This window comes from Arsukibacterium tuosuense (genome assembly GCF_900215315.1).
Taxonomy (GTDB): domain Bacteria; phylum Pseudomonadota; class Gammaproteobacteria; order Enterobacterales; family Alteromonadaceae; genus Alishewanella; species Alishewanella tuosuense.
Map to the genome: position 1 here is coordinate 149178 of NZ_OBEB01000007.1, position 13153 is coordinate 162330.

General features: G+C 47.9%; 17 protein-coding genes. 12 read left to right on the plus strand and 5 right to left on the minus strand.

From position 1 onward, the window contains the following. Positions 1-6: 6 nt before the first annotated feature. The gene (locus CRO03_RS14820; protein ID WP_097112415.1) at positions 7-597 is read right to left on the minus strand and encodes a LemA family protein; all 591 of its coding nucleotides are present in this window, start codon (positions 595-597) and stop codon (positions 7-9) included. A 177-nt stretch (positions 598-774) separates the two neighbouring features. Here CRO03_RS14820 and glpE point away from each other — a divergent pair, with 177 nt between their 5' ends. Both glpE and glpG read left to right on the plus strand, forming a co-directional pair. After that, positions 775-1101, plus strand: coding sequence for a thiosulfate sulfurtransferase GlpE (glpE, locus tag CRO03_RS14825; RefSeq protein ID WP_097112416.1), 327 nt, complete (start codon positions 775-777; stop codon positions 1099-1101). Next, on the plus strand, positions 1055-1915 hold the full coding sequence (glpG, locus tag CRO03_RS14830) for a rhomboid family intramembrane serine protease GlpG (protein ID WP_245861679.1): 861 nt from the start codon (positions 1055-1057) through the stop codon (positions 1913-1915). Before glpE ends, glpG begins: the two co-directional genes overlap by 47 nt. On the opposite strand, the gene CRO03_RS14835 is transcribed toward glpG, so the two are convergent. After that, positions 1909-2307, minus strand: coding sequence for a flagellar basal body-associated protein FliL (locus CRO03_RS14835; protein WP_097112418.1), 399 nt, complete (start codon positions 2305-2307; stop codon positions 1909-1911). The genes glpG and CRO03_RS14835 overlap by 7 nt on opposite strands. A 164-nt stretch (positions 2308-2471) precedes the next feature. Here CRO03_RS14835 and CRO03_RS14840 point away from each other — a divergent pair, with 164 nt between their 5' ends. The 3 genes from CRO03_RS14840 to CRO03_RS14850 are packed head-to-tail and all read left to right on the plus strand — an operon-like array spanning position 2472 to position 4339. After that, positions 2472-2993, plus strand: a complete 522-nt coding sequence (locus CRO03_RS14840) for a chorismate--pyruvate lyase family protein (protein WP_097112419.1) — start codon at positions 2472-2474, stop codon at positions 2991-2993. After that, positions 2990-3865 (plus strand): 4-hydroxybenzoate octaprenyltransferase, encoded by an 876-nt coding sequence (ubiA, locus tag CRO03_RS14845; protein WP_097112420.1) that lies wholly within the window; start codon positions 2990-2992, stop codon positions 3863-3865. The genes CRO03_RS14840 and ubiA overlap by 4 nt, the downstream gene beginning before the upstream one ends. Positions 3866-3904: 39 nt before the next feature. Next, entirely contained in the window at positions 3905-4339 is a 435-nt protein-coding gene (locus CRO03_RS14850; protein WP_097112421.1) for a DUF192 domain-containing protein, read from the plus strand. 24 nt (positions 4340-4363) lie between these two features. Here the strand turns inward: CRO03_RS14850 and CRO03_RS14855 are convergent, their stop codons facing one another. Next, positions 4364-5017: a 2OG-Fe(II) oxygenase gene (locus tag CRO03_RS14855; protein ID WP_097112422.1), complete on the minus strand. Its 654-nt coding sequence runs from the start codon at positions 5015-5017 to the stop codon at positions 4364-4366. A 176-nt stretch (positions 5018-5193) separates the two neighbouring features. Here CRO03_RS14855 and CRO03_RS14860 point away from each other — a divergent pair, with 176 nt between their 5' ends. Further along, positions 5194-5784 carry a DUF3833 domain-containing protein gene (locus tag CRO03_RS14860; protein WP_097112423.1) on the plus strand — a complete coding sequence of 197 codons (591 nt, stop codon included), beginning with the start codon at positions 5194-5196 and terminating at the stop codon, positions 5782-5784. On the opposite strand, the gene CRO03_RS14865 is transcribed toward CRO03_RS14860, so the two are convergent. Then, positions 5781-6371, minus strand: coding sequence for a DUF4136 domain-containing protein (locus CRO03_RS14865; RefSeq protein WP_097112424.1), 591 nt, complete (start codon positions 6369-6371; stop codon positions 5781-5783). The genes CRO03_RS14860 and CRO03_RS14865 overlap by 4 nt on opposite strands. A 300-nt stretch (positions 6372-6671) precedes the next feature. On the opposite strand from CRO03_RS14865, the gene CRO03_RS14870 reads away from it, so the two are divergent. Further along, positions 6672-7901: a coiled-coil domain-containing protein gene (locus CRO03_RS14870; protein WP_170949031.1), complete on the plus strand. Its 1230-nt coding sequence runs from the start codon at positions 6672-6674 to the stop codon at positions 7899-7901. Positions 7902-7930: 29 nt separating this feature from the next. Further along, positions 7931-8533 (plus strand): YjaG family protein, encoded by a 603-nt coding sequence (locus tag CRO03_RS14875; RefSeq protein WP_097112426.1) that lies wholly within the window; start codon positions 7931-7933, stop codon positions 8531-8533. 1 nt (position 8534) lies between these two features. Here CRO03_RS14875 and rsmD read toward each other — a convergent pair whose 3' ends face one another. After that, positions 8535-9128, minus strand: coding sequence for a 16S rRNA (guanine(966)-N(2))-methyltransferase RsmD (rsmD, locus tag CRO03_RS14880; RefSeq protein WP_097112427.1), 594 nt, complete (start codon positions 9126-9128; stop codon positions 8535-8537). A gap of 81 nt (positions 9129-9209) precedes the next feature. Here rsmD and ftsY point away from each other — a divergent pair, with 81 nt between their 5' ends. From ftsY to rpoH, 4 genes are all read left to right on the plus strand, one after another. After that, a complete protein-coding gene (ftsY, locus tag CRO03_RS14885; protein WP_097112428.1) occupies positions 9210-10460 on the plus strand; it encodes a signal recognition particle-docking protein FtsY in 1251 nt (416 codons plus the stop codon). 2 nt (positions 10461-10462) lie between these two features. Continuing rightward, entirely contained in the window at positions 10463-11146 is a 684-nt protein-coding gene (gene ftsE / locus CRO03_RS14890) for a cell division ATP-binding protein FtsE (protein ID WP_097112429.1), read from the plus strand. Beyond that, positions 11143-12123: a permease-like cell division protein FtsX gene (gene ftsX / locus CRO03_RS14895; RefSeq protein ID WP_097112430.1), complete on the plus strand. Its 981-nt coding sequence runs from the start codon at positions 11143-11145 to the stop codon at positions 12121-12123. Before ftsE ends, ftsX begins: the two co-directional genes overlap by 4 nt. 127 nt (positions 12124-12250) lie before the next feature. After that, positions 12251-13111, plus strand: a complete 861-nt coding sequence (gene rpoH, locus CRO03_RS14900) for an RNA polymerase sigma factor RpoH (protein WP_097112431.1) — start codon at positions 12251-12253, stop codon at positions 13109-13111. Positions 13112-13153: the final 42 nt, after the last annotated feature.

Consider the following 13153-nt stretch of genomic DNA (forward strand, 5'->3'; position numbering starts at 1 on the left):
GGCTTATCAGAAGCTCACTTTCGGTGCTGCCTGAATTAGCTGACTGTCTTCAAACTCCAGTAAGGTTGCGTCGTTGGCATGGCCAAAGGTGGCGGCTACCAGCACAGGTGGAAAGCTTTGTTTATACGTATTATATTCAGTAACCGCGTCGTTAAAGGCTTGCCGGGCAAATGCTACCCTGTTTTCAGTGCTGGTTAATTCTTCAGATAATTGCATCATATTCTGATTGGCTTTCAAGTCAGGATACGCTTCCATAACCATATTCAGCCGGCCCATTGCACTTTGTAATGCACCTTCAGCACCGGCCAGTTGGCTGATAGCACCGGCATCGCCAGGGTTGTTTGCTGCTACTTTCAAGCCAGCCATCGCCGCGTTACGGGCGCTGATCACCGCTTCCAGTGTTTCCCGCTCATGCGACATATAGGCTTTTGCGGTTTCTACCAGGTTAGGGATCAGGTCATAACGTCGCTTTAATTGCACCTCAATTTGAGCAAAAGCATTCTGAAAGCGGTTTTTTAACTTAACCAGTTGATTAAAAATGCTAATTACGTAGAAAATGATGACTGCAAGTATGACAAGGACAATAAGTAGGTTCATGGTGAATTCCCGGCACTATGGTTTGATGCCAATATTGTTAACAACAGTTTAATCGAATGTCCAGCCTTTCTTGTTCAGTAATTGCTAAAACAGACAAGACGTTGTCAGCTGCTATTTAGACTTCAGTGCGTTATTATAGAGATCCTGACTTAACTACAGAGACAACTGAGAACCAATATGACCGATTTTCATCATATTTCTGTTACAGATACAGTGGCCATGCTAGCGCAACAGCCTGTGATAATTGCCGATATCCGGGATGAACAGAGCTTCGCCAATGGCCATATTGCCGGTGCTTATCATCTGACCAACGGCAGTTTGAATCAGTTTATGCAGCAGATCGAATTTGATCAGCCGGTCATTGTGGTGTGTTATCACGGCAATTCCAGTCAGGGAGCAGCGCAATATCTGGCTCAGCAGGGGTTCGAGAAAGTTTACAGTATGGACGGTGGCTTTAGTGAATGGCAACAATCTCAGCCGTTTGAGCGCGATAGCGATGCGTAAGCTGGCTGAAGTTAACAATCCCGCCGCCGCGCTATTATTCGCAGACTACTGTAAGAGCAAAGGACTGCAGGTAAACGCTGAACTGACACCGCAGGCTCCGGCAATACTGTATTGCGATCAGGCGGGTTATGAGCAGGCAACTGAATTGCTCAGAGAGTTTATAACCCAGCCAGACCACCCACGTTATCAGGCTGCAGCATGGCAGCGCAGCCAGCCTGTAGCAACGTCCGGACCAAAGAACACGGTGCATATTCCCTGGACTAAGCTGGTGAATAGTCCGGTAACCAGCATAATGCTGGTGTTATGTCTGCTGGTTTACGGCTGGCAGCAAGTCAGTTTTCAAGCTGCCGTAACGGCTTTACAGTTAACCGAACCCCAGCAGCTCTGGCGCTGGTTTACCCCGGTATTATTACATTTCTCTGTGACTCATCTGGTGTTCAATTTACTGTGGTGGTTGTTGCTCGGTGCTGCAGTAGAGCGGCGTTTTGGCAGCATGTCCCTGTTGAACTTCATGGTGGCTACAGCCGTTATTTCCAACGCGGCACAATACTTTCTGGTTGGTACCAACTTTGGTGGTTTGTCAGGGGTAGTTTATGCGCTGTTTGGTTTCTGCTGGCTTAATCAGAAACGGTATCCGCAGCCGTGGCCTCTGATAAGCGATGCGCTGGCTGCTTTTATGGTGGTATGGCTGTTACTGGGTTTTGCTGATGTACTTTGGGTTAGCATGGCAAACTGGGCGCATTTAGCTGGCTTACTGGCCGGTCTGGCGATGGCACTGCTGATTAAGCCGCCTCGTGCTGCTACAGGTTATTGATACAAATACTTGGTAAAAAGTACGTCTTTAATAATAGCGTCACCGGTTTCCCTTTTCAGTACTTCCTGCAATTTTGTTAAAATCGTGGTCCGGATTTCTTCCCTGCCGGTCAGCGATTTTACGTTGTCTTCTGATTGTTTGCTAAGAATGCCAATAATGGTGTCGAGAATTAACGGCTCGTGATGCTCAATAGCCGGCAGAAAATTTTTGTCGGTAATCATTAATTCGATAGTAACCCTGACATAACCAAGGCTGCGCCTGTTGCCTGACACATAATTGGTTACGATATCCGGATCAAAGCCATAATAAACAAACTCCGCTTCCTGTTGCTTTGCGCTGGCGGGTGACAGCATCAGCATTAATGCAATAAGTACGAAAACGAATAATTTCATCTGGCCCGGCCTTTTTTCTGTATCAGGGGGAATACTTTGTTAACCTTAGTGTTTTCCCCGGATCATTACCAGTTTATTTCTAATCAGCGCAATAGTTTTTTCAGCTGAAAAGGTAAGCTTAACTTGTTATCATCCGGCCACATTATCGTCATCTGAGCATTTTAGTGGCTAAACCTGCTATTTCATTGGCGGCCGACTGGCAATTGGCCAGCGCCGTTGCCTTGCCTCCTCTGCTACAGGCCTGGTTGCTGGAACCTGCCTCTCTGACAGCGAGGTTGAAACACCGTGCCCGCGATTTTCAGTTACAGGTGTTGCAACAGCAGCAGCAAGCTTTACCTGCGTTTTTGCTACCATTGCTGCCGGATAGTCAGGTTGCTCAATGCCGTGAGGTACTAATGTCCTGTAACCAGCTGCCTTGTGTTTATGCACAAAGCTGGCTGCCTTTAAAGACGTTAGCCGCATTACGGCCACTTGCAGAACTTGGCGAGCAGCCGTTGGGTGAAGTAATTTTTCAGCAACAACATGTCAGGCGCAGTGCAGTCGAGGTTGCCAGGGTGCAATTGCACCAGCCGTTAGCTGCTGCCGTAGCGTCTGGAGAATACTGGGCCCGTCGTTCAGTATTTACCCTGGCTGGCCACCCGCTACTGGTTGCCGAAGTGTTTTTAGATGGAATACTGACACTATGAGTTGGCAGTTGAGCTGGCATCGCTGGCATGATTACCGGCTGTTGATGCGGTTGGATAAACCTATTGGCATTTATTTGTTGTTGTGGCCTACCTGGTGGGCTTTATGGTTGGCCTCCGGGGGCGTGCCGGAACCCGGCATGCTGGTTATTTTCAGTTTGGGTGTGATCCTGATGCGCTCAGCTGGCTGTGTTATCAATGATTATGCTGACCGCCACGTCGACGGCCTGGTCGAGCGCACCGCTCAGCGACCTTTGGCTCAGGGCAGGGTTACTGCGACGGAGGCCTTACAATTATTCAGTTTGCTGGTGATCCTTAGCGCAAGCTTATTGCTGTGGTTGAACTGGCAGACCGTGCTGCTGTCATTAGTCGCCTTACTGTTGGCTGCCGCCTATCCCTTTATGAAACGCTATACCCATTTACCCCAACTGGTGCTGGGGGCCGCATTCAGCTGGGGGATGCCGATGGCTTTTATGGCAATTCAGTTGCAGTTGCCAGCAGTAGTCTGGTATTTGTATTTGGCTAATTTATGCTGGACTGTCGCCTACGATACCTATTATGCGATGGTAGATAAGCCAGATGATGTTAAGGCGGGTATTAAATCAACCGCGATTTTATTTGGCAGGCAGGTGCTACCCATTATCGGTTTATTACAGCTGTTAACCTTACTATTGTTGGGGTATGTTGGGGTGCTGGCGCAGTTGAGTATGGTTTATTATGCCGCGCTCAGCTGTTGTTTGGTAGCATTTATCTATCAGTATCGACTGGCAGTTAGTAGCCGGGCAGGTTGTTTTCAGGCATTTTTACACAACCATTATGTCGGGTTACTGGTGTTTTCCGGTATCGCCCTCCATTATTTCTTTTTCAGTGCTTAGCCGGATGGCTGCGCGTTAACTTGCCGCAGGTAAACATTAATGAAAAATCGAATCCTTGCTTTATTATTGTCGCTGGTTACGGTTAGTGCCTGTGCCGCACCAGAAAATGACCAGCTGGTGAAGTTCCCGCAAGCAACAATTCAGCTTGCTGACGTTACAAGGCCGGTACAGTTGGCTGATACCCCGGAATTACGCGAGCGAGGGTTGATGTTTCAGCAAAGTGCCGAGCCGGGTATGTTGTTATTGTACCCCGAACCGAGGTTGATTAGTCTTTGGATGCGCAATACCAACTTAGCGCTGGATGTGGCATTTATTGATCCACAATGGCGAATCATGGCAATAGAACAGCTGCATCCGCTGGATGAAACACCGGTATCGGCGCCATCTGCCGCGCTGGCTGCGCTGGAGATGCCGCGCGGCTGGTTTGCCGAGCACGACATTCAGCCGGGTGAAAAACTAATCTTGCTTCGCTGACTCTGCTCGTCAACCAGGGTAAGTTTAGCGACTGGGGTCAATAATACCGTTGATACTGTTATTGTGCCGGAACCAGCCAGCGATACTGTACCTGTCATCAACAGCGCTCAGCACTTCATGGGCAAAACGCTCGCTTTCAAATAGTACCAGACTACCCGCCTGCGGCTTTATACAACTCAGTATGGTGTCTTCAGGGCCATACAGTACTAACTCGCCGCCATTGTTAACATCATTGAGATAACTGACAGTGGTCAGCACCCGGTTGGAGCGGCCGCTGAACGCATCGAAATGTTTCTGATAGAAGTCACCATGCTGATAGCAGGCAAAATGGCACTCGAAATCAAATAATCCAAGGAAAAACTGGCGGTTCAGTTGCAGCTGCAGTTGCTGCATTAACTGCAGATAGTGTTGCTGGGCTTCACTGTTGCCATCGAACCAATGTGTTTTATCACGACGGATCTGGCGGTTCAGGGTATGATCACGTGCCCGTCCCACGCCTGCCGGAGTTAACGTTGCATCATATCGTGCTTCATCCAGCAGCTGCTGATTTAAGCTCTGCGGCAGGAAGTCGGGAATAACAGTCCAGCCCTGCTGATAGAATTGGGTCAGCGTGACCGTGTCGTCAATAACAGCATTGCTTTCTCGCTGTGCCGCTATGCTAGTAACCAATTCAGTCATATTTGCTTTCCTCGATACGAGGCTGCGTTTGTACGGGGTTGCCTATAACCTGTCTAACAAGAAAAACTTGTCTTAAGGATAAGTGTTTCTGGTGCGTATCATTTCAGGTTAGATTGGGCTAAAGCACATTTATCTGCGTAGCAACTGCTAAGGTTGAATGAAACAAGGATATCATCATGCAAAAATATTTCTGGCAAAGCGCGGCGCTTGCAAGCGCCCTGACATTAATTGCTGGCTGCAGCCAGTCCATATCAGACTACACACAACTCACACCAGCACTGAAGCTGGATCGCTTTTTTCTGGGGGCCGGCCAGGCTTACGGGGTAATGCACGACTGGCGTGGTCAACAAAGCGTCCGTTTTGTTGCCGATCTATGCGGAGAGTGGCAACAGGGAAGCGGCGATTTATATGAAGTCTTTTACTTCAGTGATGGCCGGGTAGAGCAGCGTCACTGGCAGCTGACCCAAAATGCAGACGGCGAGGTTCGGGGTACAGCTGGTGATGTGGTCGGGGAAGCTACCGGCCAGTTGGCGGGCAACAGTTTGTATTGGCAGTACGTGCTGCGGATCCCCTATGACGGCGATACCCTGGATGTAACCGTAAAGGACTGGCTGCACCTGGTTGATGAAAAAAATCTGATTAACCGAACTACACTACATAAATTCGGTTTTAAGGTTGCGGAGCTGACCCTATCTATTCAGCAACTTGACGCCAACGCCGATTGCTCAGCATTAAAGCAGCAAGTTGCCGAAATTGCCGCAGATTAACGACCCGATAGTGGGAATTGTTCAAAAATCAGAGCAACAGTGCGAGCGGCGGCTTCGCGCGGCTGCTCTAAATCTTTCTGTTTCAACGTGCCCTCTGCAATTCCTTCCCAGATTAACTGACGTTCAGACGCATCTACAATATCGATATTAACTGTGCCGACTTTGTAGTGCACGGTGCTGACATCATTGCTATATACCGGAAAACCAGCGTACACAATACCGCGCCGATAGTGATAGTAGCCATAATGATAACTGGTTGTCGGAATGCTGCGGGTATCTGAACGGTTGGCTACATTCGAATTAAAGTTAACCAGCAATTGGGGGTCCGATTCAACGTAACGGTAGCCCCTGGCAGTCAGCTCCGCGCTGATTGCATCCTTAAAATGCTGAGTGACTAAAGTGGTATAGCCGGCCCTGTCAGTTGCCAGTTCAGAAACGAAGGAAAAAGTCTGATACTGACTAAAGTTAATGTTAGGAGCTTGATCAGAGCGAACTTTTGGGCCACTGCTGCATGCTGTAAGGGCCAGCGCTATAATTGCTGCCGTTAAAAATTTACTTCTTTGGATGAAGTTTGGTCGCGTTGTCATTATTACTATCCTCTGGTTACATCCTGTTCAGTACGACAGGCTGCTTGTCATTAAGTTGCGCGGATTAAATCAGTAAGCGGTTGGTGAATGATTGCAGCTGTATCGGTAATTTGCCAACTCTGATATTTATTATGGCATGCTAAGTGTGGTAAAACAGTTGCTGACAAAATACACAATAGCGTTAGCTATCAGTCTCAAGTCATATTACACTTATTGATAAAGTGCGACAGGGATCTCGGCACAACAATGATAGTATGCAGCCGGGTCGGCTGTTCAATTCGAGACCAGAACATGAATGCAGTGAAAAAAAATAATAACAACAACGAGCAACAGCTCGCAGCTGAACTTGAAAATCAAGCCCAGCAACAACTTGCCGCCAGTCTTGCTGACTTCGGCAAGCAGCTGATGAATGAACAACAGCAGTTGTTGCAAGGCTACAGCGCCCAAATCCTGGCAAAATCACAAAGCCAGTGGCAACAACGGTTAATAGAACAGGAACAAGCTTATCAGAAGTTGTTTAAAGACTGGCAGCAAACTAAGCAGCAACTTGATTTAGCCGTGCCGGTAGCCAGTGCTGATAATCAGGAACTGGACAGTCTTAAACAAAAAACTGCTGAGACAACCAAACAAATGGCGGCACTTGCTGCTGAGTTAAAGAAGGCGCAACAACACAATACCACCCTCAGTGAACGGGAAATCAACCTTGAGCAACAGCTTGCTGAGTTGACTAAAGAACTACAGCTTGAACAGCATAAAGCTCAGCATTTTGAAAAGGCGTTAAAAGCGGCTCAACAAAGCGCAGCTGACCCTGAGGAGCTTACCCAATTGCGGTCAGACCTCGAGCAAGCCCGGGCTCAGGCGCATGAAAGCAAGCTTGAGTTACAACAGCTGAAAACAAGTTTACAACAGCAACAACAAGAGCAGCAGCAAAGTGAGCATCAACTGGCAGAACTAAATCAACGCTACCAGGCATTGCAGCAAGAAGCTGAGCAACAAACCCAGGCACAACAAGATAAACTGCAGGCGCTGGCTAAAAGCCAGCAACAAGTTCGCGATTTAGAACAGCAATTGGCAGAACGGGACCAGCAGCTTAGCGAGCAACAACAAGAGCATGGCGAACTGAAAGCGCAGCTCGCTGAGCTAGAAGCGCATAGTGAAGCTTTGCAAGCACAAATTAATGAGTTTGAGCAACACCGCAGCGAACTGGCTGATAGCAGCGCAGAGTTGGGCTCAGAGCTAACCCGGTTACAGGCAGAGTTTGTTAATATTAATGAGCTGTTAAGTCAGAGCCAGAGCCGCAGTAAAAAGTTGGAAACCCAATTAGAGCATGCAGTTAACCGGCAACAAGCCGCAGAGCAGAAGCAGCAAAGCGAGGCTGATCAGAGCCGTGAAATGATCCGGCAGTTACGATCTCAACTTGCAGAACAGGATGAAAACAACCAGCATCAGATTAGCGAGCTTGAACAAAAAATTATGGAGTACAAACTTAAGTTTGAATATGCTCAAAAACAACTTGCTGTATCGGGTTAACGCCGGGCGTTAATCCGTTTTGGAGTGCTATGAAAGAAAAGGCAAATAACTTCCAGCTAATGCGTGAGCTGGGGTTCTATCAACAGGCTGCTATTGCAGCCTGTTTGCTTGAGCGCATGTTACCTAATTATCAGTTGTTCAGTGAAGTCAGTGAATTTGGCGATAGTGCAGCGCTCAGACATATGCTGGACCTAAGCTGGGAGTGGCTAACAGTAAAGAAAGCAAAAATTAACTTCCCGCGCCTTGCTGAGGAGTTGGAACCACTTATCCCTGAAGTTAATCATTTCTCCATGTTTGGCGTATTCCCGGCAGTAGATTGTGCCACCGCGCTGGATGCGATGTTTAATGGTATCAGTCAGCAAGATAGCAGCGAATTTATTAATGTCGCGAAAATATCTCAGGCAACAGTGGCCCGGCTAATAGAGCATCAGGCCGAAGATGAAGATATAACCTCAGAAAATGAGCTAAAAAAGCACGTCAGAGACCACCCGTTAATGGCTTATGAAATGGAATGCCTGGCCGAACTTATCGAGCTGGTTAGCCCGATGAAACAGATAGAGCGGCAGCAGATGCTGCAGTTAAAAGCCTGGGTGCAAGAGCAGGGCCTGACAAATCTGGGTATGGAGTTTTAATTTAAAGCTGCTTTGACCATAAACGATATGCCAGCTGGCCGGCTACTTTTTCTTTTAGTAGTCTCCAGCTGGCAGGCACCTCTGCCAGAGGCAGCTCTTTCTCCGTTTCCAGATAAATTATTGCGCCAGGACTTAGCCAGCCTTGTTGTTCCAGCAACTGACAGCAGGGAATCGCCAGGTTTTGCCGAAAAGGTGGGTCTACCAACACTATCTGATATTGGCGGTGTGCCGGTTGGGCCAGATAATGTAAACAATCGCTGTTTAACACCTCAGCCTGACTGACGTTAAAACTGGTCAGCAGCGCTTGCAGCCGTTTGGCCTGAGCCGGATCTTTTTCAACCAGAGTGGCATAGCCCGCATAGCGTGATAACGCCTCAAAAGCCAGTGCACCAGAGCCGCTGAAACAGTCCAGCACTGTACTGTCGGTGATATCGTGCATCAACCAGTTAAATAAGGTCTCTTTTACCCGATCGGTAGTTGGCCGTAAGCCGGTCACATCGGCAACAGGTAAACGCCGGCCCCGCCACTGACCGCTGATAATCCGGACAAAACCGGGTTGGCCGGTTTTGCTTTTGGCGGTTTTAGCTTGTTTCATCGTTTCCGTTTTGCCTGTGAGTTAAAGGTGATAGTATTGACAACAATTTTATCCTGAATATTGCCTTCGACACAAAAGCTTATGACAAAACAGAAAAATCTTTTCTCCTGGCTTGGCCTTGGTAAAAAAACAGCAGAGCCGGAAACGGACCCAAAAAAACAGCCTGCAAAAGCTGAGACAGACACCAAGGCAACGCCTGGCGGGTCTGGTGCTGAACCCAAATCCGAAAAAAACGCGGTGACAGAATCGCCCGAATTAGCCGATAAACCGCAGGCTGCTCAGTCCGACGGGCCGGTAGCGACACAAAACGATGCTGCTGAGGCTACGGTTACTGCTGTTTTAGAGTCGGCTAGTCAATCACCACAACTTGCCGCTACAAGTGAGCCCATTACAGCAACGCCAGCTAAGAAAGCAAGTTTTTTCAGTCGTTTGCGACAGGGGTTGACCAAGACCAGCCAGAATCTTGGTGATGGTCTGGCCGGTTTATTCAGTGGCAAAAAAATTGATGATGAACTTTATGAGGAACTGGAAACTCAGTTGCTGATGGCCGACGTGGGTATGGACACTACTCAGAAGCTGATTACTCAGCTGACCCAACATGCAAATCGCAGAGCCTTAAAAGATGCCGGCTTGTTGTTTAGTCAGCTGCAGCTGGATATGGCTGCGTTATTGGCCAAAGTGGAACAACCTCTGGTCGCCAGTAATCCTGCAGGCCCTTTTGTTATTCTAATGGTCGGTGTTAACGGCGTTGGTAAAACTACCACTATCGGTAAAATGGCACAGCAATTCCGCCAGCAGGGTAAATCCGTTATGTTGGCCGCAGGTGACACCTTCCGGGCTGCTGCGGTAGAGCAACTGCAGGTTTGGGGTGAGCGCAATGCCATTCCGGTTATTGCTCAGCAGACTGGGGCAGATAGTGCTTCGGTTATTTTCGATGCTTATCAGGCAGCAAAAGCCCGCAAAGTGGATATCTTAATTGCTGATACGGCAGGTCGTCTGCAAAACAAAGCGCATTTGATGGAAGAATTAAAGAAAATAGTCCGGGTGTTACAGAAAATAGACGGGGCTGCACCGCATGAGGTTATGCTGACACTTGATGCGGGTACCGGTCAGAATGCGTTAAGTCAGGCCAAGTTATTTAATGAAGCCGTGCCTCTGACCGGCATTACCCTGACTAAGCTGGATGGCACCGCGAAAGGCGGGGTGATATTTGCCATTGCTAATCAGTTCACCGTACCTATTCGTTATATTGGCGTGGGTGAGGCCATAGACGACTTACGCCAATTCAACAGTCAGGACTTTATTAAAGCCTTGTTTAGTAAGGAACACTAACCATGCTGCAGTTTGATCAGGTCAGTAAAAGTTATCCCGGTGGTTTTGTTGCGCTGGACCGCATCAGTTTCAGGCTGGAGAAAGGCGAAATGGCTTTTCTTACCGGTCATTCTGGCGCGGGCAAAAGCACATTACTAAAACTGATCAGCCTGATTGAACGCCCCAGTGCTGGCAGGGTTTTAATTAATGATATTGAGTTAAGTCGGATAAAGCGCAGCCAGATCCCTTATGTTCGGCGCGATGTTGGCATTATTTTTCAAAATCACCGTCTGCTGATGAACCATACTGTGTTTGATAATGTGGCGTTACCCTTAGTGATTGAAGGCTTTACCGGCAAAGAGATGGTTAAGCGGGTACATGCAGCGCTGGATAAAGTAGGGTTACTGGATAAAGTACGCTGCTTACCGGCTACGCTATCGGGCGGTGAACAGCAGCGGGTTGGTATTGCCCGGGCGGTGGTTAACAAGCCGCCGTTATTGTTAGCAGATGAGCCTACCGGCAACCTGGATCCAGACTTATCGAAAGACACCATGCGGGTATTTGAAGCCTTTAATCAGGTTGGGGTATCGGTATTGGTGGCGACCCATGATCTTGGCCTGGTAGCGCGGATGAAGTATCGCACCCTTACCCTGAAACATGGCCGGATGATTAACGACGGTTTGTTACAATATCAGGAGCCGGTATGAGTATTTTGTTCACCGGCAGAGCAACCGGGGCTGCGGCTAAAAAAATTAGTTTATTGCGTCGTTTTATTATGTTCTGGCTTAACCATGCGCGTCAGGCAGTCGCCAGCCTCGGTGAGTTATGGCGGACGCCTTCTGCATCCATTTTAACCATCGCGGTACTGGGAGTCAGTTTAACATTGCCGGCAACTTTACATTTGCTGGTGAAAAATATGCAGCAAATCAGCAGCAGCTTTACTCAGGCAGCAGAGATAAGTCTCTATATTCGTGAACAAACTCCTGCTAATCAGGTGCAAAGCCTGGTTGCTATTTTACAGGCAGACCGTGATGTTGCAGAGGTTATTTTTGTTAGTAAGCAACAGGCGATGACAGAGTTCCAGCAAATATCCGGATTTGGTGCAGCGCTTAATTATCTGGAGAGTAACCCCTTGCCTGATCTTATCCGGGTGTTGCCAAAGAACACTGCACCACAAGCAGCTGAAACGTTGCTGCAGCGGTTAAGTAGCGAGCGGATAGTGGATTTTGCCAAGTTGGATATTGACTGGTTAACCCGGTTAAACGCTATTGTCAGTATGTTGCAACAAGCCGTGGCGATTATAGCGCTGCTGCTGTTAAGCGCTGTGTTACTGATTGTGGGCAACACTATTCGTTTATCGATTATGAATAAAAAAGATGAAATCGAAGTAATGAAACTGGTTGGTGCCACCGATGCCTTTATTCAACGACCTTTCTTATATACCGGTGTCTGGTTTGGTATTTTTGGTGGTTTGCTGGCTTTCCTGGTGGTGGAGTTAATGTTGTGGTGGCTGCAAGGCGCTATCAGTAATGTCACTGCATTGTATAAAAGTGATTTCAGTTTGATGGCTATGAGCTTCCAAGAGTTTATTGGCTTACTGCTGATTGCCGTGCTACTTGGTCTTGCTGGTTCATATTTATCAGTACGTCGCCACATCAGTGCGATCGAGCCTACCGGACCGTAATAATAATTAATTATTAAAGTCTCTTTTTTAGAATAACCAGATCTTTAAAACTTTTAATCGACAATTAGCACTCTTGCGTAAAGAGTGCTAATATGATCGCATTCGATTGAAACAGGATTGGCAAAACATGACAATTAAAGCAGATAAAGCAGAATTTATGCCGCTTACCGTCGCTGCCAGCGGCAGTCTTGAGGCATATACTCACGCCGTTAGCACCATCCCAATGTTAACTGCTGAACAGGAGCGTAGCCTTGCTGAGCGCTTGCAGCAGGATGGTGATTTAACCGCAGCCCGTCAGCTGATTATGTCTCACCTGCGTTTTGTTGTGCACATCGCTCGAAGCTATTCCGGTTATGGTTTACCCATCAGTGATTTAGTGCAGGAAGGCAACATTGGTTTGATGAAAGCGGTTAAACGCTTCGACCCGACAGTAGGGGTTCGGCTGGTTTCTTTTGCTGTGCACTGGATTAAAGCGGAAATACATGAATATGTGTTAAAAAACTGGCGCATTGTTAAAATTGCTACCACTAAAGCACAACGGAAGTTATTTTTTAACCTACGCAAAGCCAAAAAGCATTTGGGGTGGTTTAATCAGGACGAAGTAAAGCATGTCGCGGAATCACTGGGCGTGGCAGAGCATGAAGTACGGGAAATGGAATCCCGGATGAGTAATTACGATATGCCTTACGATGCGCCAGACGAAGATGATGATTCTGCTTTCACGGCACCCGTATATTATTTGCAGGACAAAGCATCTGATCTGGCTGTGCAGGTAGAAGACGAGCAATGGGATAATGCCGCAGCAGATCGCTTGCAAGCTGCGATGCGCACGCTGGATGACCGGAGTCAGGATATCGTCCGGGCACGCTGGCTGGACAATAACAAGTTAACGTTACAGGAGCTGGCAGAGCGTTATCAGGTGTCAGCAGAACGAGTGCGTCAGCTTGAAAAGAACGCCATGAAAAAACTGCATTCTGCGCTTAGCTGATTACTACTCCAACACCAATAAAAAAACCTGCCGTGGCAGGTT

Excerpts from the sequence above, each read along its gene's own strand:
- CRO03_RS14820 (WP_097112415.1), bottom strand. The coding sequence starts at position 597 with ATGAACCTACTTATTGTCCTTGTCATACTTGCAGTCATCATTTTCTAC.
- glpE (WP_097112416.1), top strand. The coding sequence starts at position 775 with ATGACCGATTTTCATCATATTTCTGTTACAGATACAGTGGCCATGCTA.
- CRO03_RS14835 (WP_097112418.1), bottom strand. The coding sequence starts at position 2,307 with ATGAAATTATTCGTTTTCGTACTTATTGCATTAATGCTGATGCTGTCA.
- ubiA (WP_097112420.1), top strand. The coding sequence starts at position 2,990 with ATGAGTTGGCAGTTGAGCTGGCATCGCTGGCATGATTACCGGCTGTTG.
- CRO03_RS14850 (WP_097112421.1), top strand. The coding sequence starts at position 3,905 with ATGAAAAATCGAATCCTTGCTTTATTATTGTCGCTGGTTACGGTTAGT.
- CRO03_RS14855 (WP_097112422.1), bottom strand. The coding sequence starts at position 5,017 with ATGACTGAATTGGTTACTAGCATAGCGGCACAGCGAGAAAGCAATGCT.
- CRO03_RS14860 (WP_097112423.1), top strand. The coding sequence starts at position 5,194 with ATGCAAAAATATTTCTGGCAAAGCGCGGCGCTTGCAAGCGCCCTGACA.
- CRO03_RS14865 (WP_097112424.1), bottom strand. The coding sequence starts at position 6,371 with ATGACAACGCGACCAAACTTCATCCAAAGAAGTAAATTTTTAACGGCA.
- CRO03_RS14875 (WP_097112426.1), top strand. The coding sequence starts at position 7,931 with ATGAAAGAAAAGGCAAATAACTTCCAGCTAATGCGTGAGCTGGGGTTC.
- rsmD (WP_097112427.1), bottom strand. The coding sequence starts at position 9,128 with ATGAAACAAGCTAAAACCGCCAAAAGCAAAACCGGCCAACCCGGTTTT.
- ftsY (WP_097112428.1), top strand. The coding sequence starts at position 9,210 with ATGACAAAACAGAAAAATCTTTTCTCCTGGCTTGGCCTTGGTAAAAAA.
- ftsE (WP_097112429.1), top strand. The coding sequence starts at position 10,463 with ATGCTGCAGTTTGATCAGGTCAGTAAAAGTTATCCCGGTGGTTTTGTT.
- ftsX (WP_097112430.1), top strand. The coding sequence starts at position 11,143 with ATGAGTATTTTGTTCACCGGCAGAGCAACCGGGGCTGCGGCTAAAAAA.
- rpoH (WP_097112431.1), top strand. The coding sequence starts at position 12,251 with ATGACAATTAAAGCAGATAAAGCAGAATTTATGCCGCTTACCGTCGCT.